At 66.8% G+C, this 25,830-nt stretch carries 21 protein-coding genes; 8 read left to right on the forward strand and 13 right to left on the reverse strand.

Going from position 1 to position 25,830, the window contains the following annotated elements; all coding sequences use genetic code 11:
- Nucleotides 1-12: 12 nt before the first annotated feature.
- Nucleotides 13-645 (reverse strand): nucleoside triphosphate hydrolase, encoded by a 633-nt coding sequence (locus ABLE86_RS11020; protein WP_348778986.1) that lies wholly within the window; start codon nucleotides 643-645, stop codon nucleotides 13-15.
- 217 nt (nucleotides 646-862) lie between these two features.
- Here ABLE86_RS11020 and ABLE86_RS11025 point away from each other — a divergent pair, with 217 nt between their 5' ends.
- A complete protein-coding gene (locus ABLE86_RS11025; protein ID WP_348779221.1) occupies nucleotides 863-1,804 on the forward strand; it encodes a D-alanyl-D-alanine carboxypeptidase family protein in 942 nt (313 codons plus the stop codon).
- Nucleotides 1,805-1,821: 17 nt separating this feature from the next.
- On the opposite strand, the gene ABLE86_RS11030 is transcribed toward ABLE86_RS11025, so the two are convergent.
- From ABLE86_RS11030 to ABLE86_RS11040, 3 genes are read right to left on the reverse strand one after another with little or no spacing between them, the layout of a single operon-like run.
- Nucleotides 1,822-4,902 carry an efflux RND transporter permease subunit gene (locus ABLE86_RS11030; RefSeq protein WP_348778987.1) on the reverse strand — a complete coding sequence of 1,027 codons (3,081 nt, stop codon included), beginning with the start codon at nucleotides 4,900-4,902 and terminating at the stop codon, nucleotides 1,822-1,824.
- A complete protein-coding gene (locus tag ABLE86_RS11035) occupies nucleotides 4,899-5,975 on the reverse strand; it encodes an efflux RND transporter periplasmic adaptor subunit (RefSeq protein ID WP_348778988.1) in 1,077 nt (358 codons plus the stop codon). The genes ABLE86_RS11030 and ABLE86_RS11035 overlap by 4 nt, the downstream gene beginning before the upstream one ends.
- Nucleotides 5,972-7,138 carry an efflux RND transporter periplasmic adaptor subunit gene (locus ABLE86_RS11040; RefSeq protein WP_348778989.1) on the reverse strand — a complete coding sequence of 389 codons (1,167 nt, stop codon included), beginning with the start codon at nucleotides 7,136-7,138 and terminating at the stop codon, nucleotides 5,972-5,974. Before ABLE86_RS11040 ends, ABLE86_RS11035 begins: the two co-directional genes overlap by 4 nt.
- 299 nt (nucleotides 7,139-7,437) lie before the next feature.
- Here ABLE86_RS11040 and ABLE86_RS11045 point away from each other — a divergent pair, with 299 nt between their 5' ends.
- The 7 genes from ABLE86_RS11045 (at nucleotide 7,438) to ABLE86_RS11075 (ending at nucleotide 14,499) form a co-directional block, all read left to right on the forward strand.
- The gene (locus ABLE86_RS11045) at nucleotides 7,438-7,869 is read left to right on the forward strand and encodes a CAP domain-containing protein (protein WP_348779222.1); all 432 of its coding nucleotides are present in this window, start codon (nucleotides 7,438-7,440) and stop codon (nucleotides 7,867-7,869) included.
- A gap of 109 nt (nucleotides 7,870-7,978) precedes the next feature.
- Nucleotides 7,979-8,698 carry a fumarylacetoacetate hydrolase family protein gene (locus ABLE86_RS11050; RefSeq protein WP_348778990.1) on the forward strand — a complete coding sequence of 240 codons (720 nt, stop codon included), beginning with the start codon at nucleotides 7,979-7,981 and terminating at the stop codon, nucleotides 8,696-8,698.
- Nucleotides 8,699-8,822: 124 nt separating this feature from the next.
- Entirely contained in the window at nucleotides 8,823-9,551 is a 729-nt protein-coding gene (locus ABLE86_RS11055) for a GntR family transcriptional regulator (protein ID WP_348779223.1), read from the forward strand.
- Between the two features lie 782 nt (nucleotides 9,552-10,333).
- A complete protein-coding gene (locus ABLE86_RS11060) occupies nucleotides 10,334-11,473 on the forward strand; it encodes an aminotransferase class V-fold PLP-dependent enzyme (protein WP_348778991.1) in 1,140 nt (379 codons plus the stop codon).
- Nucleotides 11,474-11,575: 102 nt separating this feature from the next.
- A complete protein-coding gene (locus tag ABLE86_RS11065; RefSeq protein WP_348778992.1) occupies nucleotides 11,576-12,367 on the forward strand; it encodes an ABC transporter substrate-binding protein in 792 nt (263 codons plus the stop codon).
- A gap of 104 nt (nucleotides 12,368-12,471) precedes the next feature.
- Nucleotides 12,472-13,149: an amino acid ABC transporter permease gene (locus tag ABLE86_RS11070; RefSeq protein ID WP_348778993.1), complete on the forward strand. Its 678-nt coding sequence runs from the start codon at nucleotides 12,472-12,474 to the stop codon at nucleotides 13,147-13,149.
- A 72-nt stretch (nucleotides 13,150-13,221) separates the two neighbouring features.
- On the forward strand, nucleotides 13,222-14,499 hold the full coding sequence (locus tag ABLE86_RS11075) for a cysteine desulfurase-like protein (protein ID WP_348778994.1): 1,278 nt from the start codon (nucleotides 13,222-13,224) through the stop codon (nucleotides 14,497-14,499).
- Nucleotides 14,500-14,645: 146 nt separating this feature from the next.
- Here the strand turns inward: ABLE86_RS11075 and ABLE86_RS11080 are convergent, their stop codons facing one another.
- The 9 genes from ABLE86_RS11080 to hutI all read right to left on the reverse strand — a co-directional run bounded on the left by ABLE86_RS11080 (nucleotide 14,646) and on the right by hutI (nucleotide 25,784).
- Nucleotides 14,646-15,971: a nitrate/sulfonate/bicarbonate ABC transporter ATP-binding protein gene (locus ABLE86_RS11080; RefSeq protein WP_348778995.1), complete on the reverse strand. Its 1,326-nt coding sequence runs from the start codon at nucleotides 15,969-15,971 to the stop codon at nucleotides 14,646-14,648.
- Nucleotides 15,972-16,005: 34 nt separating this feature from the next.
- Nucleotides 16,006-17,760 carry an ABC transporter permease subunit gene (locus tag ABLE86_RS11085; protein WP_348778996.1) on the reverse strand — a complete coding sequence of 585 codons (1,755 nt, stop codon included), beginning with the start codon at nucleotides 17,758-17,760 and terminating at the stop codon, nucleotides 16,006-16,008.
- A 183-nt stretch (nucleotides 17,761-17,943) separates the two neighbouring features.
- Entirely contained in the window at nucleotides 17,944-18,195 is a 252-nt protein-coding gene (locus ABLE86_RS11090) for a hypothetical protein (RefSeq protein WP_348778997.1), read from the reverse strand.
- 337 nt (nucleotides 18,196-18,532) lie between these two features.
- On the reverse strand, nucleotides 18,533-19,126 hold the full coding sequence (locus ABLE86_RS11095) for a HutD family protein (protein ID WP_348778998.1): 594 nt from the start codon (nucleotides 19,124-19,126) through the stop codon (nucleotides 18,533-18,535).
- A 2-nt stretch (nucleotides 19,127-19,128) separates the two neighbouring features.
- Nucleotides 19,129-20,454, reverse strand: coding sequence for a YjiH family protein (locus tag ABLE86_RS11100; protein WP_348778999.1), 1,326 nt, complete (start codon nucleotides 20,452-20,454; stop codon nucleotides 19,129-19,131).
- Between the two features lie 30 nt (nucleotides 20,455-20,484).
- The gene (hutU, locus tag ABLE86_RS11105; RefSeq protein ID WP_348779000.1) at nucleotides 20,485-22,161 is read right to left on the reverse strand and encodes a urocanate hydratase; all 1,677 of its coding nucleotides are present in this window, start codon (nucleotides 22,159-22,161) and stop codon (nucleotides 20,485-20,487) included.
- Nucleotides 22,162-22,192: 31 nt separating this feature from the next.
- On the reverse strand, nucleotides 22,193-23,011 hold the full coding sequence (gene hutG / locus ABLE86_RS11110; protein WP_348779001.1) for an N-formylglutamate deformylase: 819 nt from the start codon (nucleotides 23,009-23,011) through the stop codon (nucleotides 22,193-22,195).
- Complete coding sequence (gene hutH, locus ABLE86_RS11115; protein ID WP_348779002.1) at nucleotides 23,008-24,552, reverse strand: histidine ammonia-lyase; 1,545 nt, start codon at nucleotides 24,550-24,552, stop codon at nucleotides 23,008-23,010. The genes hutG and hutH overlap by 4 nt, the downstream gene beginning before the upstream one ends.
- Nucleotides 24,549-25,784 (reverse strand): imidazolonepropionase, encoded by a 1,236-nt coding sequence (gene hutI, locus ABLE86_RS11120; protein ID WP_348779003.1) that lies wholly within the window; start codon nucleotides 25,782-25,784, stop codon nucleotides 24,549-24,551. Before hutI ends, hutH begins: the two co-directional genes overlap by 4 nt.
- Nucleotides 25,785-25,830 lie beyond the last annotated feature (46 nt).

The following is a 25,830-nucleotide window of genomic DNA, read 5'->3' on the forward strand; positions in this document are numbered from 1 at the left end:
GGGGGTAGCCGCCTACGCCTCCGTCAGCGTGACGCTCTGCACCACCAGGTCGGCGGGGCGACGCTTCTGCATCACGCGCTCGATGTTGGGCATGTCGTTGGAGGCGATCCAGTCGCGCGCCTCCTGGTCCGACTTGCCGTGCTCGCGCCAGCGCTGCATCAGCCGCCGCTCCAGCTCGTTGCGCGGCAGGTCGAGGTAGATGGCATAGTCGAAATATGGGCCGAGCTGGTTCCATGGCGGCTCGTCGAGCAACAGATAGTTGCCCTCCACCAGCACGAACTTCACGTCGCTGTCGATGATCGAGGCGCCGGCCCGCGAAAGCTCCATGCCGCGGTCGAACACCGGCACCGCGATCTCAGCCTCCTGCGAGCGGATGCGGTGCAGCAGGGAAACGAAACCGGCATAGTCGAATGTCTCCGGCGCCCCCTTGCGCGAGCGCAAGCCGCGCTTGTGCAGGATCACGTCGTCAAAATGGAACCCGTCCATCTGCACGATGGCGGCCGAACCTACGGGAAACAGGTCGAGGAGATGGTGGGACAGGGTGGACTTGCCCGAGCCGGGTGCCCCGGCAATGGCAATCACAAAGCGTTTGCTCTTGCCGGCGCGCTTGAAGATCGTGGCGGCGATGGTCGCGATCTCGGACATGGGGCCTCCCCTTGCTTTTGCGACAGGCCGGGAAAATACCACTTCCCGGGTCGCAACAACAATGCGATCCCCCGGCGCAAGTTCCCGCCCGCGGTCATGCCATGCCGGTCACGTCGCTCTTTAAGGGAGCGGAAACCGGATTTGCGATAATTTTACCGAAGCTGTAACGCAGGTCGCGAATGCGGTTCTCGGTCCGGGTCAGGTAGTTTCCTTGCGCATCGTTTCTTTCCTTCGTCCCGCCTCGCTTGCAAAGGCGGCATGTCTGGCCATCGGCCTTGCCCTCATGGCCGGCTGCACCACCACCGGCACGCTGGGCACGGTCGAGGCGCCTCGGCCGGCGGGCGATTCGGCCCGGCACGCAGCCATGGTGGTCGACGGCAACAACGGCAAGGTGCTCTACCAGGCTAATGCCGAGGCGCAGCGTTATCCCGCATCCCTGACCAAGATGATGACGCTCTACATGACCTTCGAGGCCATCGAGGCCGGCCGGCTGACGAAATCGACGCAGATCCCGGTCTCGACGCATGCCGCCTCGCGCCCGCCCACCAAGATCGGCTTCCGGCCGGGCCAGACCATCGACGTTGATTCGGCGATCTATGCGCTGGCGGTCAAATCCGCCAACGATGTCGCGGTCGCGCTGGGCGAGGCGCTGGGCGGCACCGAAGAGCGCTTCGCGGAGATGATGACGGCCAAGGCCCGCCAGCTCGGCATGCGCAACACAGTGTTCCGCAACGCGTCCGGCCTGCCTGACGAGCGGCAGACGACAACCGCGCGCGACATGGTTGTGCTTGGGCTGGCGCTGCGCAACCGCTTCCCGCAATATTACGGCTATTTCGGCGCCCGCTCCTTTGACTATCGCGGCAAGACGATCCGCGGCCACAACGACCTGATCGGCCGGGTCGAGGGCGTCGACGGCATCAAGACCGGCTATATCCGCGCCTCCGGCTTCAACATCGTCACCTCGGTCAATTCCGAGGGGCGCAAGCTGGTGGTCGTGGTCATGGGCGGCGACACAGCCCGCAGCCGCAATGCCGAGGTCGAGCAACTGATCGAACGCTACCTGCCGCAGGCCAGCCGCGGCCCGGTTCCGGTTGCCGCCCCCGCGGCGGCCACAGCGATGATGGACGATCCCTCCCGCCCACAGGCGCTGGTGCAGTAGCCAGGCCCAAAGTCCCCTTATGCCGGTGTGCCGGCCTGTGAATTCGCGGCGTCGCCAGCCTCCGGCTCCTTGATACGGAACCAGGCGACATAGAGCGCCGGCAGGAACAGCAGCGTGATTGCCGTGCCGGCGATGATGCCGCCCATCATGGCATAGGCCATCGGCCCCCAGAACACTTCGCGGGCGATGGGGATCAGCGCCAGGCTGGCCGCCGCCGCCGTCAGCGCGATTGGCCGCATTCGGTGCTCGGTCGCCTCGATCACCGCCGTCCAGCGGTCGCGGCCCTCGCGCACCAGGTCCTCGATCTGCACGATGAGGATGACCGAGTTGCGGATCAGGATGCCGATCAGCGCCAGCACGCCCAGAATGGCCACGAAGCCGAGCGGCGCGCCGCTGGGCAGCAGCGCCGCCACCACGCCGATCAGCCCCAGCGGCGCCACCGCCACCACCAGGAACAGCCGCTGGAAGCTCTGCAGCTGGATCATCAGGATGGTGGCCATGATGAACAGCATCAGCGGCACCACGGCAATGATCGGCGCCTGGCTCTTGGCGCTTTCCTCTTCCGAGCCGCCGATTGCTACCCCGTAGCCATCGGGCAGCTTGTCGGCAAAGGCCTTCACCGCCGGGGCAAGCTGGCGCGCCAGGGTCGCCGGCAGCGAGTGGTCGGCAATGCCCGCGCGCACGGTGATGGTGGGAATGCGGTCGCGCCGCCAGATGGTCGGCTGCTCCATGTCGTAACGGAAGTTCGCCACCGCCGCGAGCGGGATCGATTCGCCGGTTCCGGTCGGTATCTGCAGGCTCTGCAGCGTCTCCACCGAGCCGCGTTCCATCTCGCGCGAGCGCGCCACCACATTGACGAGATAGGTCGCATCCCGAACCTGTGTGATGGTGCTGCCGCCCACCACGCTGTTCATGGCGCTGGCGATATCCTGCGAGGTGATGCCGAGCTGGCGCGCCTTGTCCTGCAGCACATCCACCTTCAGCACCTGCGCCGGCTCGTTCCAGTCGAAGGTCGGGGGCTGGAGATGCGGATTGTTTCCGATCACGCCGGCGAATGCCAGCGCCAGCGAGCGCAGGGTCTGGATGTCGGGGCCGCTGACGCGATACTGCACCGGCCGCCCCACCGGGGGGCCGAGCTCCAGCAGCTTCACATAGGTGTCGATGCCGACGAATTCCTCGCGCAGCGTCTTCTCGATGGCAGCCCTGACCCTGTCGCGCGCCTGCACGCTCTTGGTCACGATCACGATCTGGCCGAAATAGGGGTTTGCCGGCTGCACGTCGAAGGCCAGCACGAAGCGCACCGCGCCCTGGCCCACATAGGAGCTCCAGTGCTCGATGTCCGGGTTGCCGGCCAGCGCGATCTTCTCGAAGCGCGCGATCTGCGCGTTGGTTTCGGCAATCGAGCTGTTCTGCTGCAGGTTCCAGTCGACGACCAGCTCCGGCCGGTCGGAGGAGGGGAAGAACTGCTGCTGGACGAAGCCCAACCCCACCAGCGATGCGGCAAACACCACCACCGTGGCGGCGATGGTCAGCCAGCGTCGGCGCACCGAGGCGCGCAGAAGCCGCGAGAAGCCGGAAGCCACGCGCCCCGGCCTTTCTTCGTGCTTCTTCATCGTGGCGGGCAGTAGCGTCACGCCCAGCAGCGGCGCGAAAAGCACCGCCACGATCCACGACAGCACCAGGGATACCGCGATCACGACGAACAGCGTGTAGGTGTATTCGCCAGCCGCGCTGCTGTTGAGCCCGATCGGGATGAAGCCCGCCACCGTCACTAGCGTGCCGGTCAGCATCGGGAAGGCGGTGGAGGTGTAGACATAGGTGGCCGCCTTGCGCAGAGAATCCCCCACCTCCAGCCGCGCCACCATCATCTCCACCGCGATCATGGCGTCGTCGACCAGAAGCCCCAGCGCGATGATCAGCGCGCCCAGCGAAACGCGCTGCAGCGAGATGCCCAGATAGGCCATGGTCAGGAAGGTGATGGCCAGCACCAGCGGGATCGAGAACGCCACCACCAGCCCGGCCCGCAGCCCAAGGCTGACGAAGCTGACGATCAGCACGATCGCCACCGCCTCGAACAGGGCACGGGTGAAGCCCGAAACGGCCTCCTCCACGATCACCGGCTGGTCGGCGACCAGATGGATGCCGACGCCGATCGGCAGCTCGGCCGTCACCTTGTCCATCTGCTCGCGCAGCGCCTGGCCGAAATCGAGCAGGTTGGCGTTGGGCTTCATGCCGATGGCAAGGCCGATCGCTTCCTGTCCGTTGACCCGGAACAGCGACGTGGGTGGATCGGTGTAGCCGCGCACGATGGTGGCCACGTCGCTCAGCCGGAAGAAGCGGTCGTTGACGCGCAGGTTGATCGCCTTGAGGCTTTCCTCCGACGTGAATTGCCCGGTCACGCGCACGCTGATGCGTTCCGGCCCGGCCTGGATCACGCCCGAGGGGGTGATGGCGTTCTGCGCCTGCAGGCTCTGTATGATCGCCTGCTGGTTGAGGCCGAGCGCGGCTATCTCGCGGGTGGAGAACTCCAGGTAGATCGCCTCGTCCTGCGCGCCGATCAGTTCCACCTTGCCAGCATTGGGCACGGTCAGCACGCGCGAGCGCACCATCTCCACATAGTCGCGCAGCTGACGCAGCGTCAGTCCGTCGGCGGTGAAGGCGTAGATATTGCCGAAGACGTCGCCGAAGCGGTCGTTGAAGAACGGACCCTGCACGCCATCGGGGAAGGTTGCGCGTATGTCGTTGATCATGTTGCGCACCCGCACCCAGGTCGGCTCGACGTCGCGGGCCCTGGTGGTGGGCTTCAGGTTGACGAAGATGATCGTCTTGCCGGCGGTGGTGACGCTGCGGGTGAAGTCGAGACTGTCCAGCTCCTCGAGCTTCTTCTCGATGCGATCGGTGACCTGGCTGATGGTTTCCTCGACCGATGCGCCCGGCCAATTGGCCTGGATGAGCATGGTCTTGATGGTGAAGGAGGGATCTTCCTCGCGGCCGAGATGCAGGTAGGAGAAGACGCCGGCCACCACGAAGACCAGCATGAAGTACCAGACCAGCGAGCGGTGGGCCAGCGCCCAGTCGGAGAGGTTGAAGCCCTTCACTGCGACGCTCCCTCCGGTATCCGCACTTTCTGGCCCTCGCTCAGGCTATGCACGCCCGCCGTCACCACCCTGGTGCCGGCGGTCAGGCCGCCGGTCACCACGACACGGTCCTCGATCCTGGCGCCTGCCTCGATCTCGCGCAGCGACACCGTCGAGGATTGCGGGTCGACGACCCAGACGGCGCTCTTGCCGTTCTTTTCCAGCAGCGCCGTCAGAGGCAGCACGATCGATGGTCTAGCACGTGCTGCCAGCCGCGCCGTCGTCGTCGCGCCCAGCCGGAACGCGGCGGGCGGGTCGATCAGGGTCAGGCGCACGCGCCGCGTCCTGGTGGTGCTTTCGGCTAGCGGCGCGATCTCGCGCACCTTGCCTTCCGCGTGGATGGAGGGTTGCGATTGGAGCACCACCTCGAAAGGCGCGCCCACCTGCAATTCGTTGGCCAGCGCCTCCGGAATATCGAATACCGCTTCCCTCAGGTCGGAGCGGGCCACCGTCACCACCATCTGCCCGGCCGAAACGGTCTGGCCCACCTCTGCGCCCACCGCGGTAACAACGCCGTCGAAATCCGAGAACAGGCGCGAGTAGCCGAGCTGCTCCTGCGCCTTGCGAAGGTCGGCGCGGGCGCGTTCCAGGTTGGCCTGGGCGGCGTCGCGGGACTGGCGCGCCGAGTCGTAAACGGCTTGCGAGGTGTTGCCGCTGGCCAGCAGCACGCGCTGGCGCTCTTCGCTCGCGGCCGCATTGGCCTGCTGCGCCTCGGCGCTGGAAAGGTCGGCGCGGGCAGCCTGAAGCGAGAGCTCAAGCGCCACCGGGTCAAGGGCCGCCAGCGTCTGGCCTTTCTTGACCAGGTCGCCCACCTGGGCGCTGCGTGCCACCAGCCGGCCCAGAATGCGGAAGGAAAGACTGGCGCTGACCTGCGGCTGGATCGTTCCGACAAAGCCCTGGGTCTGCGCGGCCCGCGGCTCTATCACCATGGAAAGAACCGGGCGCACGATTTCCGGCTGCTGTTCCGGTTCCTTCGAGCAGCCGCCAAGGGCTGCCAGAATGCCTGCGGCAAGGAGGAGGCGAGGGAGCGTCATCGGGCCTCCTCCGCGATCTCCACCGGCTGGCCCGGCCGCAAAAGCTGGGCACCGGCCGTGACCACGTGCTGGCCCTGCTCCAGTCCCTTGTCGATGACGAGGTTGCCGTCGCTGTAGGCGCGGATGCCCACCGGCGTCATCGCCACCTGCCGCGTGCCCGGGTCGATGATCCACACCGCCGGCTTGCCGTCGATGGAGGCCAGTGCCTGCCAAGGCAGCATCACCGCCCTGTGCGGGTGCGCCCGTATGGTGCCGGTCACGGCTGCGCCCAACTGCATGGCGGGCGGCGTCGCGGGTACACCCACCTTCACCCGCACCGCGGCCTGGCTCACCACCGGCGACACTTCGCGCACCTGGCCGGTGGCCTTGATCTCGGGGTTCGAGATCAAAGTTATGGTCACTGGCGGCACTTCCGTGGCGTTGACCACCAGGCTCTCCTGCACGTCGAACACCGCGTCGCGGTCGCCGTCCTCGGCCACGGTGAACACCGTTTGCGCTGCCTGCACCACTTGGCCGGTCTCGACATCGCGTGCGGTGACTATTCCCGCCGCGCCGGCGCGCAGTTCGGTGAAGGAAAGGCTCTCGCGCGCATCGGCGAGCTGGCTTTGCGAGGCCTGCACGGAGGCCTGCGCCGTGCGCAGGCTCTGCTCGGCCTGGTCGTAGTCGCGCCGGGTGGTGAAGCCTTGCGCCAGCAGCGTCTTCTGCCGGTCGAAGGCGGCGGTGGCCTGGCGGGCCTGCGCCTGCGCCGCCGTCAGATTGGCCTCGGCGGCCTTGAAGTCAGATTCCTGCGCCTGCGGGTCGAGCCTGGCCAGCACCATGTCCTTCTCGACATGCTGGCCGACATCCACCAGCCGCTCGGCCACGCGCCCGCCGACCCGAAACGAAAGGTTGTTCAGCGTCTGCGCCGCGATCACGCCGGTCAGCGAGAGGGCGGGGGTATAATCGCTGAATTCGACCGTCTGGGCCCGCACCCTGACCAGTTGCGGCTCCGCTGCCTGTTCCTGCTTCTGGCAGCCGGCGATCAGGAGGGTGCAAAGTGCCGCCGCGCAAAGACCGCTCCGGCTGCGCCAGTGGGCGCCGGCCGGTGAAACCGCACGAGGGGAGCAAGAGCTGGACGGCAAGGATGAGGGGCGTTCCGGCGAGAAAAGCGCACTGTCCTTCATTGCTTCCCCTCCGCCATCCGTTTCGCGGTGCGGCCCCCCTCCGCAACCCGGCGCGTCCGGAAATCCGAACCGCCGGCAAAAGCTAGCATCTTTGTGTACATGTGCAAGATTGGGGGCCGCATGGCGCCTGTAGGGACGTCCCCCGTTGTCGCATCTGCGGGCACATTCTTGACGAGATTGCGCGCCAAACGAACTTTCCGGCCTGCAGTCGCCCAAGCGGCGGCCGAGGCCGCAGTCAGACCGAAGGGTGGACACCAGACGTGACGAAGGGTTTTTTCAAGGGCGCAGCGCTCTGCGCCATGCTGTTTCTTGCCGCGTGCCAGACCGCGCGCACTCCGGGCGAGGGGGGCGTCGCCTCCAACTCGGCCTATGGCTATCTGGCCGAAATCCGCAAGGCCAACGGTCTGGGCAAGCTGGAGGCCGATGCCAGGCTGGAGCGCGCCGCCCTGCAGCAGGCCAGCTATATGGCGCGCGCCGGGCGCATGGCTCACACCACCGGCCGGGGCAAGGATTTTGCCTCGCGCATGCGCGACAATGGCGTGGAGGGCGCGGCGGCGGAGAATGTCGCCGTGGGCCGGATGGAGATGGGCAAACTGTTCGACATGTGGATGAACTCTACGGGCCACCGCCGCAACATGCTCGACCCGCGCTTCAGCCGGTTTGGCCTCGCCTATGTACGCGCCGGCGACGGCAGCGACCAGAAATACTGGGCGCTGGTGGTCGGCAGGTAATCCCGGCCGCTTCGGTTCCGCTGGAATTGCTCGCTGAAGCGGGCTAATCCCTGCATCGGCGGTGTCGTGCGGCCAGATCGGTCGCAGCCGCAAATGGCAGGAGCCAAGCGTGGCAAGAGTGTTCGATCCGCCTCCGGCGATCTTTCTCAAGACGGTGGGCGGCGACGATTTTCCCGTGCGCCGGGTGTTCTGCATCGGCCGCAACTATGCTGCCCATGCCCGCGAGATGGGCAAGGATCCCGACCGTGAGCCGCCCTTCTTCTTCACCAAATGGGCCGAGACGGTGGTGAATGCCGACCCGGCCGACGCCTGCCGCATTGCCTATCCGCCCGAGACCGCGAGCTACCATTTCGAGGTCGAGCTCGTCGTGGCGCTTGGCGCTCCGGCCTTCCGCGTCGATCCCGAGGCGGCCCTGACAAAAATCTGGGGCTATGCCGTCGGCCTCGACATGACCCGGCGCGACCTGCAGTCGGCCGCCAAGGACCTCGGCAGGCCGTGGGACGTCGCCAAGAACGTCGAACAGTCCGCGCCAACCGGCCGCTTGGTTCCCGCTGCGCAAGCGGCTGCCGCCGGATTTGATCCGGCGCGTGGCCGCATCGCGCTGTCGGTCGATGGCGCGACGAAACAGGAAGGCGACCTGGCCGAGATGATCTGGCCGGTGGGCGATGTCATCGCGCACATTTCGCGCTTCTACCGGCTGGAAGCAGGCGACCTCATCTTCACCGGCACGCCCGCGGGCGTCGGCGCGGTGGTGCCTGGCAATGGGCTGCGGGGAGAGATCGCGGGCCTGCCGCCGCTCTCCGTAACCATAGGCGAGCCGGCGAGCTGATCCATCAACATCGCTTGGCGCGGCCGCCGATCTGTGATCAGATGATCATAGGGTGCGGAATCGTTGCACCGGTTGCGGCCCTGCCCAGCATAGCCGAGGCCGGGGCGGAGGGTGAAAAATGGCGATGAATTTGGGCTTCGAGCCGGTGGCGACCCGCATGACCGTGCAGGATGGCGTCTACCAGCAGCTTCGCCATGCGCTGATGATCGGCCGCTTCGACCCGTCGCAAACGCTCACCATCGCCTCGCTGGCCGAGGCCTTCGGCACCAGCAACATGCCGGTGCGCGAGGCGCTGCGCCGGCTGGCGGCGGAAAACGCGCTGGAGATCGCGGCCAACGGCTCGGCCTGCGTGCCGCCCGTCACCCGCGCCCGGCTCGACGACCTGTGCCGCGCCCGCGTGGCCGTCGAGGGCCTCGCCGCCGAACTCGGCGCCCCGCGTCTGACCCCGGCCGACATCGCCACGCTGGAGCAGATCGTGGCCGAGCAGCAGGATATCGGCCGCAACGACAGCATCTATGATCTGATCAGCAAGAACCAGCAGTTCCACTTCATCATCTACCGCGCCTCCGGTTCGGATGTGCTGTTCCAGCTCATCGAAACGCTTTGGCTGCGTTTTGGCCCCTATATGCGGCTTCTGTCGCATCACGTCGCGCCGTCGATGAAGGCCGGCACCATGGAGCCTTCCGGCCAGCACCGGGCAGTCATAGACGCGCTCAAGGCGCGCGACTTCGCCCGCGTCCGCGACGCGGTGATCGCCGACATCGAGGCAACGCAGGAAACCCTGCGCGGCATCTGCCCGGAGGGAGCGGATGCAAAATCGGTGGATTTTTCGAGCCTTGGCAAGGCGTCCTAGGGCGGCGTCTATTCGCGCTGAACCCGGCAGAAGCGCCGGGTCGCTGTGGCAGCCTTTAGCCGGACTGCCGGTTGAGAGTCCGAGGCATGGGTCCCCGGAACCTCCGCCCTTCGCTGCGCTCGCGCTCCGGCCCGAGGACGACGGAAGGAGGTTGCGTGCCGGCCATCACCAACTCCGTCATTCCCGACCTCGTGAGCGAGTGAAACGAGCGGAGAGTGTCGGGAATCCATGCCTCGACGCTGCTGCAGCCAAGCCGTCTCCAGGTGATCGCCACCCCGCCTCAATTTGGTTGAGAGTCCGAGGCATGGTTCCCCGGAACCTCCGCGCTTCGCTGCGCTCGCGCTCCGGCCCGAGGACGACGCAAGAGGGCCATGACCAATTTTGGATCGGCAAGCTCCGCGGTCTGCCGACAACGAAAGTTATGCGGCGCTCCTCCGTCATTCCCGACCTCGTGAGCGAGTGAAACGAGCGGAGAGTGTCGGGAATCCATGCCTCGACGCTGCTGCAGCCAAGGGCGTCTCCGAAAGATCGCCACCACGCCTCAATTTGGTTGAGAGTCCGAGGCATGGATCCCCGGAACCTCCGCCCTTCGCTTTGCTCGTGCTCCGGCCCGAGGACGACGGAGAACGGGAAGGCTGCCGCCGCTCTCCGTTCTGGCCTTGTGAGCGAGGGAGGCGAGCTTCCCCAGGAACACCGACCCGGTCGTCGGAAAATTGTTCGTCCCGCCTCGTTGATCCCGACCCCGTTTTGTGATCACATGATCACAAGCCGAGGGGGAGAGCATGGCTGGCTATTTTCTTTATCATTCCATCGGGACCTTTCCGGGCAAGGCCGAGGCCATGGCCGCTGCCCTATCCGCCTTTTCGGAGATCTGGTCGGCCGAGGACGACGGCCAGTGGCCGGCCGCCATGGCCGCGCGGCAGAGTTTCGTCGACACCTGGCGCATGCTGATCGACGCGCCCGGGGGCTCGCTTACCACGGCGGAAAACGTCACCACGGCCCTCTACAGCCTCATTGGCGGGCTGCCGAAGGCGCATCTGGAAGGCCGCCGCTTCCTCGTCGCCGGCGACTGTTTTCCGAGCCTGCATTTCCTGCTTGCAAAACTTGCCGAGCGATTCGGCTTCGTGCTTGACACCGTGCCGCTGCGCCCCGGCGAGACCTGGGTGCGTGACGAGGACGTCATCGCACGCTGGCAGGACGATGTCGGCGTGGCGCTCCTCACCTTCGTCACCTCCACCGCCTCGCACCGCTGCGATGTCGCCCGCCTTGCCGAGCATGGAAGGCGCATGGGCACGTTGGTGGGCGTCGACATCACCCAGGGCGTCGGCGTGGCGCCCTTCACGGTCAGCGCCACCGGCGTCGACTTCGTCGTCTCCTCCTCGCTGAAATGGCTGTGCGGCACGTCCGGCGCCGGCGTCCTGCAGGTGCGGCCCGAACTGCTCGCGACCTGCGAGCCCGAGTTGCGCGGCTGGTTCAGCCAGGAGAATCCATTTTCCTGGGATCTCGACAAATTCGCCTACGCCTCGGATGTCCGCCGCTTCGACCACGGCACGCCGGCGATCCTCGCCAGCGTCGCCTCGCTGCCGGGGCTGGAGTGGGTCATGCGCACCGGCATCGATGCCGTTCGCGCGCGCAATCTGGTGCTCACCGGGCGCATCATCGAGCGCGCGCTGGAAAACGGCTGGTCGGTGGCCGCGCCGCTGGACGAGCGGCAGCGCGGCGGGAGCGTCATGCTGACCTTGCCGGAGGGTGTGGATGCGGCCCGTGTGGTGTCGGAACTGCGCGCGGAAAAGCTCTACTGCGATGCGCGCGGCTCAACCCTCAGGCTTTCGCCCGGCATGGTCACCAGCGACGAGGCGGTCGAGAGGCTGTTGCAGGGCCTTGAACAAAGAATTGGTTTGCGCGGCAGCCGCGCTTCCTAGGGAGGAATTCAGGCATCGCCCGCCTGCAGCGCCCGGTCGACTGGGCGCTGAAAGGGGTGGAAAAAGCGCCACGTGGTGTGGCCGAACAAAAAGGGAGTGAAAATGCTCAAGCGTCTGGGACTAATGGGAATAATGGTGGCGGCCGGCTTCGCCTTCACGGCGCCGACCTTCGCCGACACGATCACGGTGGGCGCCTATCCGGCCAATCCGCCATGGGAATACAAGACCGAGGCAGGCGACTTCGAGGGCTATGAGGTGGACGTCGCCCGCGAGGTCGGCAAGCGTCTGGGCATGGACGTCGAATTCCAGGACATGGGCTTCCAGGCCCTGTTCGCCGGCACCAGCTCGGGCCGCATCGATTTCGCCATCTCGTCGATCTCGATCACCAATGAGCGCCTGCAGAACCAGTCCTTCACCCAGCCCTACTACGACAGCGACGGCACCGTCGTCGGCAAGGCCGACTCCACCGTTGCCGCGCTGGAAGACCTGAAGGGCAAGACCATCGGCGTCGTCGCCGCCACCACCGGCGAAGCCTGGGCCAAGGAGAACGCCGAGAAGCTCGGCATCGCCGAGGTCAAGAGTTACGCCTCGCAGCAGGACCTGCTGCTCGAGGTGCAGAACGGCCGCATCGAAGGCGGCGCCGGCGAACTTGCCGGCTTCCAGTATGCCATGACCAAGATTCCGGGCCTGAAGATCCTGGTCCGCATCCCCACCGGCGAGCGCTTCGCCATGATGGCCAAGAAGGACCACCCGCTGGTCGAGAAGGCCAGCGAGGCGATCTCGGCCATGAAGGAAGACGGCACCATGGCCGCGATCCACAAGAAGTGGTTCGAGGCCGACCCGGAAGCCGGCACCAGCACCGTCACGGTCATGCCGCTGCCGAAGGCGGAATAATCCATATCGGAGCGTCGGCGCCCTCGCGCCGGCGCTCCTGCCACATCCGCTGCGCTCCCGCCGCCTGGCGGCAGCGAAGGTTCCTCAAGATACGGGCCCGGTCCATGGAACTGATCAACACCTTCTTCAACTGGGACGTCCTGGTCAGGTCCTTTCCGATCCTGCTGCGCGGGCTGGGCAATACCATCCTGCTCGGCTGCGCCAGCATCTTCTTCGGCTGCATCGCCGGCCTGCTCGTCTGCCTGGGCCGGCTCTACGGACCACGCCCGGTCAGGGCAGCGGCGGTGCTCTATGTCGACATCTTCCGCGCCCTGCCGATCCTGGTGGTGCTGATCCTGATCTATTATGCGCTGCCTTTCGTCGGCATCCGCCTGTCCTCCTTCGCCTCGGCCACGATCGCGCTGTCGATGGTGCTTGCCGCCTTCACGGCCGAAGTTTGCCGCGCCGGCATCGAAAACATTCCTCGCGGCCAGTTCGAGGCGGCGGCAGCCCTTGGCCTGCCTTTCTGGCTGGCGCTGCGCAAGGTGGTGCTGCCGCAGGCGCTGCGCGTCGTCATTCCGCCGCTCACCTCCAACTGCGTCTCGGTCTACAAGGACACTGCGCTCGCCTCGGTCGTGGCCATGCCCGACCTGTTGAAGCAGGCCACCGACGCGCAGGCGCTGATGGCCAATCCCACCCCGCTGATCGGCGCGGCTATCATCTACCTCGCCTTCCTGTGGCCGCTGGTGCGCCTCGTCAGCCATCTCGAGGCACGCGGCAAGCGCGCCTACGGGCGGGCCTGATCCATCCTTTTCATGCAAAACCCGGCGGCGTCCGCGCCGCGTGACATAACTCGACCCCCAGAAAGCATCTCCATGACCCAGCATAGCCCGATCGCGCCCGCCGACACTGCATCGTTCCCGGTCGAACAGGCGCGCGCCATGTTCCCGGCGCTGCAGAAGGCCGGCGACTTCATCTTCTTCGACAACGCCGCCGGCGCGCAGATTCCGCAGGGCGTGCTCGAGGCGGTGCAGAACCACCTCGTCGACCACAACGTCCAGCGCGGCGGCCGCTACGGCCGCAGCGTCAAGGTCGACCAGACCATCGCCGAGGCGCGCGAGAGCGTGGCCGTGCTGATCAACGCCTACAGCACGGCCGAGATCTGCTTCGGCATGAACGCCACCTCCTTCATCCGCCTGGTCAGCCTCGGCATCGGCCAGATGCTGGGCGAGCGCGACGAGATCATCGTGACCGACATGGACCACGACGCCAACATCGCCACCTGGCTGGCGCTGGAGTCCGCCGGTGCCAAGTTCGTCTGGTGGCGCATGCGCGAGGACGGCAACCTGCACGTCGACGACCTGCGCCCGCTGGTGAACGAGCGCACCCGCCTCGTCGCCTGCACGGTGACGGCGCATTCCATCGGCTCCATCGTCGACGTAGCCTCCGTGGCCAAGATCGCCCATGCCGCCGGCGCCGAAGTGTTCCTCGACTGCGTGCACTACGGCCCGCACGGCCTGATCAACGTGCAGGCCTGGGATTGCGACTATCTCGTCTGCTCGGGCTACAAGAATTTCTCGCCGCATATTGGCTTCCTGTGGGGCCGCTTCGAGACGCTGAGGCGCCTGCCCACCTTCCGCGAGGATTTTATCCCGGACGAGCCGCCTTATAAGGTCGAGGCAGGCACCTTCGTCTACGAGAACGTCGCCGGCATGGACGCGGCGGTGAAATATCTGGAATCGGTCGGCCGCAACTTTGCGCCGTCCAACAACCGCTCGCGCCGCGAGAACATCGTCGCCGGCATGGGGGCCATCCGCGCCTATGAGCTTCACCTCGCCCGCGAGATGCTGCGCGTGTTGAAGGATTGCGGCGCGACGATCTACGGCGTCTGCGAAGAAGAGCGCATCGAGCAGCGCGTGCCGACTTTCTGCTTCAACATCGGCAAGCTCTCGCCGCAGATGATTGCGGAGGAAATGTCCGAGATGCAGATCGGCATCCGCGACGGGCATATGTATGCGCCGCGCCTCATGGCCCGCCTCGGCCTCAGCATGGACAGCGGTGCGGTGCGCGTCTCACTGGTCCACTACAACACGATCGAGGAAATCCACCGCTTCGAGAAGGCGCTGAAGGAACTGATCGCCCGCCATGCCTGAAATGCGTGATCCCGAAGAGTTGAAGACTTTTCGGACAAGACCATGCTTTCCAGGAACCAGGCGGGTTTGGCCGGGGCGGGGCACGCCCGGCGCATGAGAAGGGGCGCGGCCTTGTCGGCCGCGCCCCTTCTATTTTCGGCCGGAACTCAGCTCGGGTTTTCCAGCGTGAACATGTCGGTCTTCTCGTCATAGGCGAAGAGCTCGGCATAGCGCGCCCAGCTGGTCACCGCCCGCACCGTGTGTTCGGCATTCTCCTCCGACATGTGGTCCTCCAGCTCGTCGCGGAAGCGGCGGGCCGGCGCTTCGTGGCTTGACCGTTCGTCGAGCACTCGGCGGATATGCGTCGCCAATGGCACATGGGCGGCAAGCTGCTGGGCAAACAGGTGCTTGCGTTCGTCCACCTCGGCCTCGGCAAAGCGCATGCCCGCCGGCGTCAGGCGAATGTCGCCCTCGGCCAGTTCGGCGAAATGCAGCAGCTGCAGCGTCTCGGCGATCGGGAACAGGTCGTCGATTTCCAGCTGCAGGCTGGCCGCCAGCGGCGGCAGGTCGGCCTTGCCGCGATAGGGCTCGGCCGCCACCGTTTCCATCAGGCCGGACAGCAGGTTGGTGGAAACGCGCGGCAGCACCATGTCGATACCGGTGCCGGGAAAGGCGCCGTCGCGGGCGGGCTCTGCCGCCGGCTTGCGCGCCGTCATGCGCTCGTAGATGTCCTCCACCAGCGCGCGGAAGGCCGGGTCGAGCCGGTCGCGCGGCTGCGGCAGGTCGATGCGGATCTCGGCCGCCACCCGCCCGGGGTTGGAGGAAAAGATCAGCACGCGGTCGCACATCAGCACCGCTTCCTCGATGTTGTGCGTCACCATCAGGATCGACTCGATCGGCATGCGCCCTTCCGACCACAGGTCGAGCAGGTCGGTGCGCAGCGTCTCTGCCGTCAGCACGTCGAGCGCCGAGAAGGGCTCGTCCATCAGCAGCACCTTGGGATGCACGACGAGCGCACGGGCCAGACCCACGCGCTGGCGCATGCCCCCCGACAGCTCCTTGGGATAGGCGCTCTCGAAGCCGTCTAGGCCGATCAGGTCGATCGCCTCCAGCGCGCGCTTGCGACGCTCGGTAGGCGCCACGCCGCGCGCTTCCAGCCCCAGTTCGACGTTCTGCAGCACCGTCAGCCACGGAAACAGCGCAAAACTCTGAAATACCATGGCGATGCCGTCGGGCGTGCCGGAAACCGGCGCGCCCTCGAAGGTGATCGAGCCTCCGGTAGGCTGGATCAGTCCGGCGATGGAGCGCAGCAGCGTCGACTTGCCCGAGCCCGAGCGGCCAAGCAGGCCGACGATCTCGCCCGAGCGCAGGGTCAGGCCGACATCTTCCAGCACGACGAACTGGCCGTTGTCGTAGCTCTGGCTCACGTCCTTGACTTCGACCAGCGGGGTGGCGCTTGCGGTGGTTGCGGTGGCGGTAACGAATTCATTCATGGGTCGGTCTCCCGAAGCAATATGTAGTGCTCTTTCAGTCGAGGCGCAGGCGGCGCTCGGCGAAGACGTAAAGTGGGCGCCACAGGGCGCGATTGAAGGTGGTGACGAACAGCGACATCACCGCGATGCCCAGCACCACGCGGGGAAAGTCGCCGGCTTCCGTCGCCTTGGCGATGTAGGCGCCGAGCCCGTAGGCCTGGAGATGCGTGTTGCCCCAGCTCGCCACCTCCGCGACGATGGAAGCGTTCCATGAGCCGCCGGTGGCGGTCAGTGCCCCGGTCACATAGTAGGGGAATATCCCCGGCAGCATTACCTTGCTCCACCAGCTCCACGAGCTGAGCTTGAACACCGCCGCCGCCTCCCTGAGGTCGGACGGGAAGGCGCTGGCGCCGGCAATCACGTTGAACAGGATGTACCACTGCGTGCCCAGGATCATCAGTGGCGACAGCCAGATGTTGGGGCTGGCGCCGGTGGCGACGATGGCGATCACCACGAAGGGAAACAGCACATTGGCCGGAAACGCGGCCAAAAACTGCGCCAGCGGCTGCACCTTCTGGGCCACGGCCGGCCGCAGCCCGATCCACACGCCCACCGGCACCCAGATCAGGCTGGCGAGGCCGACCAGAACGACGACGCGCAGAAGGGTCGCGAAGCCGCCGCCAAAGGCTTGCGCCACGTCACCCCAACCCAGCGTGCGGCGGATGTAAAGCACAGTCACCGCAGCCCCTGCCGCGGCCAGAAGCACGATGAAGGCAAGCCAGAGGCGATCCGCAATCCGGCTGGTCCGCGCCGGCTCCACCGGCCGCGGTGCCTTGCGCGGCGCTTCGGCTCCCGCCAGCATCAGCCGGCCCCAGCCGGCCGCAAAGGGGGCGCCGGCCAGCTTGAGCATGCGGGTGCGGCGCATCACGTCATAGACCCAGGAGCGCGGCTTTTCCTGCGCCGCGGTCTGCTCGGCCCGGAACTTGTCGGCCCAGGCCACGATCGGCCGGAACAGAAGCTGGTCGTAGAGCAGGATCAGCAGCGCCATTGCCAGCACCGCCCAGCCCACCGCCACGAAATCCTCCCTGGAAATCGCCAGCGCCAGCCATGAGCCGATGCCCGGCAGCTCCACAGTGGTGTCGCCGACCGTGATCGCTTCCGAGGCGACGACGAAGAACCAGCCGCCCGACATCGACATCATCGTGTTCCAGATCAGGCCCGGTGCCGCAAAGGGCGCCTCCAGGCGCCAGAAACGCTGCCAGGCCGTCAGGCCGAAGCCGCGGCTGACCTCATCCAGGTCGCGCGGCACGGTGCGCAGCGACTGGTAGAACGAAAACGTCATGTTCCAGGCCTGCGCGGTGAAGATCGCGAAGATCGACGCGCACTCGGCGCCGAGCTGGCTGCCGGGAAACAGGCCCATGAAGAAGGTCACGGTGAAGGTCAGGAAGCCCAGCACCGGCACCGACTGCAATATGTCGAGCGCCGGGATGATGACCATCTCGGCGCGGCGGCTCTTGGCCGCCAGCGTCGCCACGACGAAGGTGAAGATCAGCGAGGCGATGATGGCCGCGAACATGCGCAATGTGGTGCGCAGCGCATATTCGGGCAGGTTGGCGGGGTCGAGCGTTACCGGCGCGGTGGTGAGCAGTTCCACCGAGCCGCGCATCTCGACGGCCGCATGCGCCAACAACACGAACACCGCCGCCATGATCGACAGGGCGAGAAGGTCGTAGACATTGGGCATGATGCGGGCGCGCGACAGCGTCGCGGCGTCGCTCAGCGATTGACGGTTGTGGGGCAGGAAGATCATTTGCGAACCTCGATCTCTGGCTGCTCAAGGCAGCATTGCGTTCCCCGCCGCTTCGGGCGCGACATGGCGGCGGAGCGGGCAGGGGCGAGAGGCGCGCGTCGGCGCGCCGCAACCGGGACGGGTTGCGGCGGGCGCAAGATCTTCGCGATCAGGAAAAAGGCGTTTGCGGCGCGGACCGGAAGGTCAGGCGGCGAGAGCGTGTCGCAAGCTTCGACTGACACCCTCTTCGGAAAGGGTGCGATGCTCCCGCGACCAGCGGCCTTCGAGCCTTCCGGTCAGCTTGTCGCGCTGCCAGCGGCAGGTCAGTGCGCTGCGTCCGGCTTCCGGATGCACCGGCTCGATCGACCGCAAGCGGGTGCGTGCGACGGGTGCGGCCGAACGCATGGCAAGGCGCACGGCGTCGCGGTCACGAAAAAAGAGGATGGTGTTGTTCATGGCTCACCTCCTTGGTCCGACAGGACCCGGAAGCGAGCGGACAGACCGTCAGGCCATGCCGAGGCTCGCCCGGCGGGACATGCCGGACACGACGTCGATTGTCGAATGCGGTGTCCGGATCCGGCTCAGAGCCTTCCCCGAACAGCGACTAGAATGACTGTCCATAACCTGTTCAATCAGTTGTTGACTGCCTCGGGCGAGCCAAAGGGCGAGCCGGAAGCATGGGTGCCTTACGCCCCCATCATTTGGGGTGTCAAGCTTGAATTAACCATACCGCCTCACCTCGCCGCAAAGTGATGCGGCGAGGCCGTGGCGGCCGGGAGCCATTCCCGCGCCGCTATCGGGCGCGGGCGTCCGGCGACAGTTCGATGAGGAAAATCCGTGCCGTTGCGTCGGTTTCGATCCGCAGCGCCTGCGGCGCGTGGTCGAGGTGGGCGGTGTCGAGCGGGCCGAGCGCCGCCGTCTTGTCGTCGGCGCGCAGGCGGCAGGTTCCGCGCTGGCAGAACACCAGCAGTTCCGATGCCGCCACGGCGATGTCGACGGTTCCGGAAATGTCCAGCCGCCGCATGGCGTGGCTCATGCGACCGCGCCGGGTCATGATGTTGAGGTCGATCACGGTGCCGCCGATCAGCTCGGCGCCGGTAGGCGCATCGCCGGGGAAGGGCAGCGGCGCCGAGCCGGTCGTCAGCTCGGTCGTGCCCATGCCTTCCACGGTGAGGCGGAGCCCGTCGCCGTCGAGCACCGCCAGCGTGCGGTGGATGCCGGCGAAGGTCGAAAACGGCCCGCCTTGCGCTACCGTCGCCATGGAAAGCCGCCAGTCGAAGCTGTCCACCGTCGCGCCTTCCGGCGAAACGGCGATTTCCGTTGTCTCGCCGCCGCCGTTCTTCCACGGCATGCGGCGATAGTTTTCGGCGTGCAGCACGCGCATCATGGTCAGGACAGCCAGCCCATCGACACCGCCAGCCAGGCGACGGGCGCGGTGAGCAGGATGCTGAGCGCGGTGCGCACATACCAGATCACCAGCAGGTCGCGGAACCGGAGCGGGATCGTCGTGGCGAGCACGCAGGGGATCGACGCCGACAGGAACAGCACCTGGCTGACCGACACCACCGCCGCCACGAATTTCAGCGCCAGATCGGATTCCTTCAGCAGGATCGCCGGCAGGAACATTTCCGCCAGGCCCGCGGCAAGCGACTTGGCCGCAAGCATCGGCTCCGAGAACTGTGCGATCCAGGTGACGGGGTAGAGCAGCAGGCCGATCACGTCGAAGATCGGCGTGTGCTTGGCCGCCAGCAGGCCGAGCAGCCCCACTGCCATGATGCTGGGCAGGATCATTGCTGCCATGCGCAGGCCGTCGAGGAAGTTCTCGCGCAGGGTCGCCGGCAGGCTCTTGGCGATGGCCGCCTGTTCGAGGCCGGCGTCGAAGGCCGCCTGCAGGCGGCTGCGGTCGGCCGGCAGCGGCGCGTCGCGGTCGGCCGGATGCTCCATGCCGGCCAGCGGCCACATCCGCGCGGTAATGGCCGAGACGATGAAGGTGATGAAGAAGGTGGTCCAGAAATACAGGTTCCAGGAACCCATCAGGTCCAACGTCTTGGCCACGATCACCATGAAGGTGGCCGACACGGTGGAAAAGCCGGTGGCGATGATGGCCGCCTCGCGCACCGTGTACTTGCCTTCGCGGAACACGCGGTCGGTGATCAGCAGCGCCAGCGAATAGCTGCCGACGAAGGAAGCCACGGCATCGATCGCCGACCAGCCCGGCGTGCGCCAGAGCGGCCGCATCACCGGCTGCACCAGCACGCCGGTCAGTTCCAGCAGGCCGTAGCCCACCAGGAAGCCCAGCGCCAGCGCGCCGATGGGCACGATGAGGCCCACCGAAAGCACCAGCTTGTCGAACAGGAAGGGCAGCATGTCGGGCGCGAACAGTTCGGCCGGGCCCACGCCGGTCAGGTACATGCCGGCCAGGACCGCGCCCAGCACCCTCAGAAACGAGAAGATCGTCCCCGTGACGCTGCCGCGCCAGGTGCCCTGCACGAAGGGTGCCAGGGCGCCATAGGCGATCAGCAGGCAGACGAACGCGATCGCGGCCGGCCGTGCATGAGTCACGATGGCCGTCGCGGCGTGATCGAGAGGAATGGTCGACTTGCCGCCGATGGTCACCGGCACGAAGAACACGAAGATGCCGATCAGGCTGTAGAGAATGAGCTTGACCGCTCCGCTGCCGCGCGAACCGCGCTCCGTATACGAGATGTCTGTCATCGAGGTCGTCTTCACCTGTTCGTTTGAGTATCAGCCCAGGATGCCGGGCAGGTTGAGGCCATGCTCCCTGGCGCAGTCGATGGCGATGTCGTAGCCGGCATCGGCATGGCGCATGACGCCGGTGGCCGGGTCGTTCCACAGCACGCGCTCGAGGCGACGTGCGGCGTCTTCGGTGCCGTCGCAGACGATGACCATGCCCGAATGCTGCGAGAAGCCCATGCCGACGCCGCCGCCATGGTGCAGCGAAACCCAGGTTGCGCCCGAGGCGGTGTTGAGCAGCGCGTTGAGCAGCGGCCAGTCGGACACGGCGTCCGAGCCGTCCTTCATCGCTTCGGTCTCGCGGTTGGGCGAGGCGACCGAGCCGGAATCGAGGTGGTCGCGGCCGATCACCACCGGTGCCTTCAGCTCGCCCTTGGCAACCATCTCGTTGAAGGCGAGGCCGAGGCGGTGGCGGTCGCCCAGGCCCACCCAGCAGATGCGCGCCGGCAGGCCCTGGAAGTGGATGCGCTCACGCGCCATGTCGAGCCAGTTGTGCAGGTGCTTGTTGTCGGGCAGCAGTTCCTTCACCTTGGCGTCGGTCTTGTAGATGTCCTCCGGGTCGCCCGACAGGGCCGCCCAGCGGAACGGGCCGATGCCGCGGCAGAACAGCGGGCGGATATAAGCCGGCACGAAGCCCGGGAAGTCGAAGGCATTTTCGACGCCCTCTTCCTTGGCCATCTGGCGGATGTTGTTGCCGTAGTCGACGGTCGGGATGCCCATCTTGTGGAAGTCGAGCATGGCCTTCACATGCACGGCCATCGAAGCGCGGGCGGCCTTGGCCACGGCCTTGGGGTCGCGCTCGCGCTTCTCTTCCCACTCGGCCACGGTCCAGCCGATCGGCAGGTAGCCGTTGACCGGGTCGTGCGCCGAGGTCTGGTCAGTCACCGCGTCCGGCTTCACGCCGCGCCGCACGAGTTCCGGCAGGATTTCGGCGGCGTTGCCCAAAAGCGCAACCGAGATCGCCTTCTTTTCCTTGGTGGCCTTGTCGATGATGGCCAGCGCGTCGTCCAGGTCCTTGGCCTGCACGTCGACATAGCCGGTCTTCAGGCGCATCTCGATGCGGCTGGCCTGGCATTCGATGGCCAGGCACGCGGCGCCGGCCATGGTGGCCGCCAGCGGCTGCGCGCCGCCCATGCCGCCCAGGCCCGCCGTCAGGATCCAGCGGCCGGAAAGATCGCCGCCAAAGTGCTGGCGGCCCATCTCCACGAAGGTCTCGTAGGTGCCCTGCACGATGCCCTGGCTGCCGATATAGATCCAGGAGCCGGCCGTCATCTGGCCGTACATCATCAGGCCCTTCTTATCGAGCTCGTTGAAGTGGTCCCAGTTGGCCCAGTGCGGCACCAGGTTGGAATTGGCAATCAGCACGCGCGGGGCGTCCGCATGGGTGCGGAACACGCCCACCGGCTTGCCCGACTGCACCAGCAGCGTCTGGTCGGCTTCCAGCGCCTTCAGCGCGCCGACGATGCGGTCGAAGCTGTCCCAGTCGCGCGCGGCGCGGCCGATGCCGCCATAGACCACCAGCTCGCCGGGCTTTTCGGCAACGATGGGGTCGAGATTGTTCATCAGCATGCGCAGCGGCGCTTCCGTCAGCCAGCTCTTGGCGGAAAGCTCGGTGCCGGTGGCAGCGCGAATGACGCGCGAATTGTCGATGCGGGTGTGTTGGGTCATCATTTTCTCCAGCATGAAGGCCGGCCGCGCCTCAGGCGCGGGCCCAGCGGATTGCGGTTTGAAGGATTTCTGTCAGCGCCCTGCGCATCGGCGCGGCAAAGTCGGGATCGTAATCCGCCGGCCAGTTGTCGGCGCTCACCGGCCCCGGCCGCTCATGCATGTAGCAGCGGCAGGAAAGCTCCATCTGCAGCGCATGCACGCCCGCTTCCGGCTTGCCGAAGTTGCGGGTGATGAAGCCGCCCTTGAAGCGGCCGTTGACCACATGGCTCTCGCCGGTGCCGGCGATGATGTCGGCCACCAGCGTCTGCAGCGCCGGGTCGGTGCTGGCGCCGCTGTTGGTGCCGAGGTTGAACACCGGCAGCTCGCCATCGAACAGGCGCGGGATCACCGAGCGGATCGAGTGGCAGTCATAGAGCACGACCCTTTCATGCACCTTGCGCAGCCGTGCCAGCTCTTCGGCCAGCGCTGCGTGGTAGGGCTCGAAATAGGTCTTGCGCCGCTCGGCGACCTCTTCGGCGTCCGGTGCCTGCCCCTCGCGATAAAGCGGCTCGCCGTCGAAGGTGGTGGTCGGGCAAAGCTCGGTCGTCGCCTGTCCCGGATAGAGCGAGACGCCGGACGGGTCGCGATTGACGTCGATCACCGTGCGCGAGATCGAGGTGCGCACCACGGTTGCGCCGAGGCCGGCGGCGAAGTCGTAGAGCTTTTCGATCCACCAGTCGGCGTCCTTGCGGCCGAGCCAGGGCGAAACGAGTCGCCCTTCCAGCCCAGCGAGGTCGGTGCCTGTGTGCGGGATCGACACCAGCAGCGGCGCCTCGCCGCGCGTGATGGAAAGCCATGGCAGGGCGGTCATGCCTCGCACCCTGCAACCGCCGGCAGCTTCACCGCGCCTGCCGCCGCGATCACCGCTCCGCTGCGCACCAGCGCATTGGCCTTTTCCATGTCCGGGTGGAAATGGCGGTCGTCGTCGAGATGCGGCACTTGCGCCCGCAAGAGCTTGCGCACGGCCTCCAGCGGGGCGCTCGAGGCCAGCGGCGCGTGGAAGTCGCAACCCTGCGCGGCGGCCAGAAGCTCGATGCCGATGACGGCGGTGGCGTTCTCCACCATGCCCATCAGCCGGCGCGCGCCATGCGCGGCCATGGAGACGTGGTCTTCCTGGTTGGCCGAGGTGGGGATGGAGTCCACGCTTGCCGGATAGGCCTTCTGCTTGTTTTCAGAGACGAGGGCTGCCGCCGTCACCTGCGGGATCATGAAGCCGGAGTTGAGGCCGGGCTTCGGCGTGAGGAAGGCCGGCATGCCCGACAGCGCCGGGTCGACCAGCATGGCGACGCGCCGCTCCGACAGCGAGCCGATCTCGCAGACGGCCAGCGCGATCATGTCGGCGGCAAACGCCACCGGCTCGGCGTGGAAGTTGCCGCCCGAAAGCGCGGTGCCGTCCTCGGCGAAGATCAGCGGATTGTCGGTGACGCCGTTGGCCTCGGTTTCCAGCGTGTCGGCGGCCTGGCGCAGCACGGTGAGCGCCGCGCCCATCACCTGCGGCTGGCAGCGCAGGCAGTAAGGGTCCTGCACGCGCTCGTCGCCCACGCGGTGGCTTTCCCGGATGGCGCTGCCCGCCATCAGCGCGCGCAGCGCGTCGGCCGTATCGATCTGGCCCTTGTGCTTGCGCAGCAGGTGGATGCGCGGGTCGAACGGCGCATCCGAGCCCTTGGCCGCATCGGTCGACAGAGCGCCGACAACCAGCGCCGAATGATAGAGTATTTCGGCCTCGAACAGCGCGGCCAGCGCATAGGCCGTGGAGAACTGGGTGCCGTTCAGCAGCGCCAGCCCTTCCTTGGGGCCGAGCGTCACCGGCTCCAACCCGTGCGACACGAAGGCCACCTTGGCCGGCACGCGGCCATGCGGGGTGAAGCAGTCGCCCACGCCGATCATCGCCGCCGTCATGTGCGAAAGCGGCGCCAGGTCGCCGGAAGCGCCCACCGAACCCTGCGCCGGCACCACGGGGATGACGTCGTTGGCCAGCATCTTCTCCAGAAGCTCGACCGTCTCGACCTTCACGCCCGAGGCGCCCTGCGCGAGGCTGGCGAGCTTCAGCGCCATCATCAGGCGCGCCACGGCCACCGGCATCGGTTCGCCGGTGCCGGCGGCGTGCGACAGCACGATGTTGCGCTGGAGCGTTTCGAGGTCGGCGGCCGGAATGCGCACGCTGGCCAGCTTTCCGAAGCCGGTGTTGATGCCATAGACCGGCTCGCCCTTGGCGACAATCTTTGCGACCGTCTCGGCGCTTGCCTGGATTTTTGCCCGGGCGCTCTCATGCAGCTTGGGCACGGCGCCGCGATAGATGGCGCGCCAGTCGGCGAGCGTGGCTTCGCCGGGTTTCAATACGAGTTCGGTCATTTCCCCCTCCAGATGCGCGCATGGAGCGGATTGAAGCCCATGCGGTAGACAAGCTCGGCCGGCCGCTCGATGTCCCAGATCGCGAGGTCGGCCCATTTGCCGGCCTCCAGCGTTCCGGTCTCGCCGAGCATGCCCAGCGCGCGCGCCGCTTCGCGGGTCACGCCGGCGACGCATTCGTCGACCGTCATGGCAAACAGCGTCGCGCCCATGTTCATGGTCAAAAGCAGTGAGGTCAGCGGCGAGGTGCCGGGATTGTTGTCGGTCGCCAGCGCCATTTTCGTGCCGTGACGGCGGAAGAGGTCGACCGGGGGTTTTTTCGTCTCGCGGATGAAGTAGAACGCGCCGGGCAGGATCACCGCCACCGTGCCGGCGCTCGCCATGGCGGCAGCACCTTCATCGTCGGTGTATTCGAGGTGGTCGGCCGAGAGCGCGCCGTAGCGCGCGGCAAGGGCTGCGCCATGCAGGTTGGAAAGCTGGTCGGCATGCAGCTTTACCGGCAGGCCGTGGGCCTTGGCCGCATCGAACACGCGCGTCATCTGCTCGGGCGAAAAGGCGATGCCCTCGCAGAACCCGTCGACTGCGTCCGCCAGTTTTTCCGCTGCGATCGCCGGCAGCATTTGCTTGGCGACGAGGTCGATATAGGCGTCCTTGTCGCCGTTCGCTTCCGCCGGCAGCGCATGCGCGCCGAGGAAGGTGGTGCGCACCGTCACCGGCCGCTCGCTGCCCAGTCGGCGTGCGGCGCGCAGCGATTTCGCCTCGTTTTCGAGGTCCAGCCCGTAGCCGGACTTCATCTCGACAGTGGTGACGCCCTCGGCCAGCAGCGCGTCGAGCCGCGGCAGGGTCTGCCGCACCAGCTCGTCCTCGCTTGCCGCGCGCAGCGCCTTCACCGAGGAGACGATGCCGCCGCCGGCGCGGGCGACTTCCTCATAGGTCGCGCCCGCCAGCCGCATTTCGAATTCGTTTGCCCGGTCGCCGGCATGCACCAGGTGCGTGTGGCAGTCGACCAGCCCGGGCGTGATCCAGCGGCCCTCGCAGTCCACGGTCTCGGCGCCGTCGCGCAGAGCCGCCGGCAGTTCGGCCTCGGGGCCGGCATAGACAATGCGCCCGTCCCTTGCGGCGATTGCCCCATTTTCCACAATGCCCAGGCCGGGCGCGTTCTCGGCCAGCGTCGCGAGGCGGGCATTCCGCCATAGGCGGACCCGTCCCGTTTGCGCGCTTTCGCGGTGCTGCATGATGTTTTCCATTTCCATCCCGATCGTTTATGTATAGACATATGAG

The sequence above is a fragment of the Mesorhizobium sp. KR2-14 genome, assembly GCF_040049255.1.
Classification (GTDB): domain Bacteria; phylum Pseudomonadota; class Alphaproteobacteria; order Rhizobiales; family Rhizobiaceae; genus Pseudaminobacter.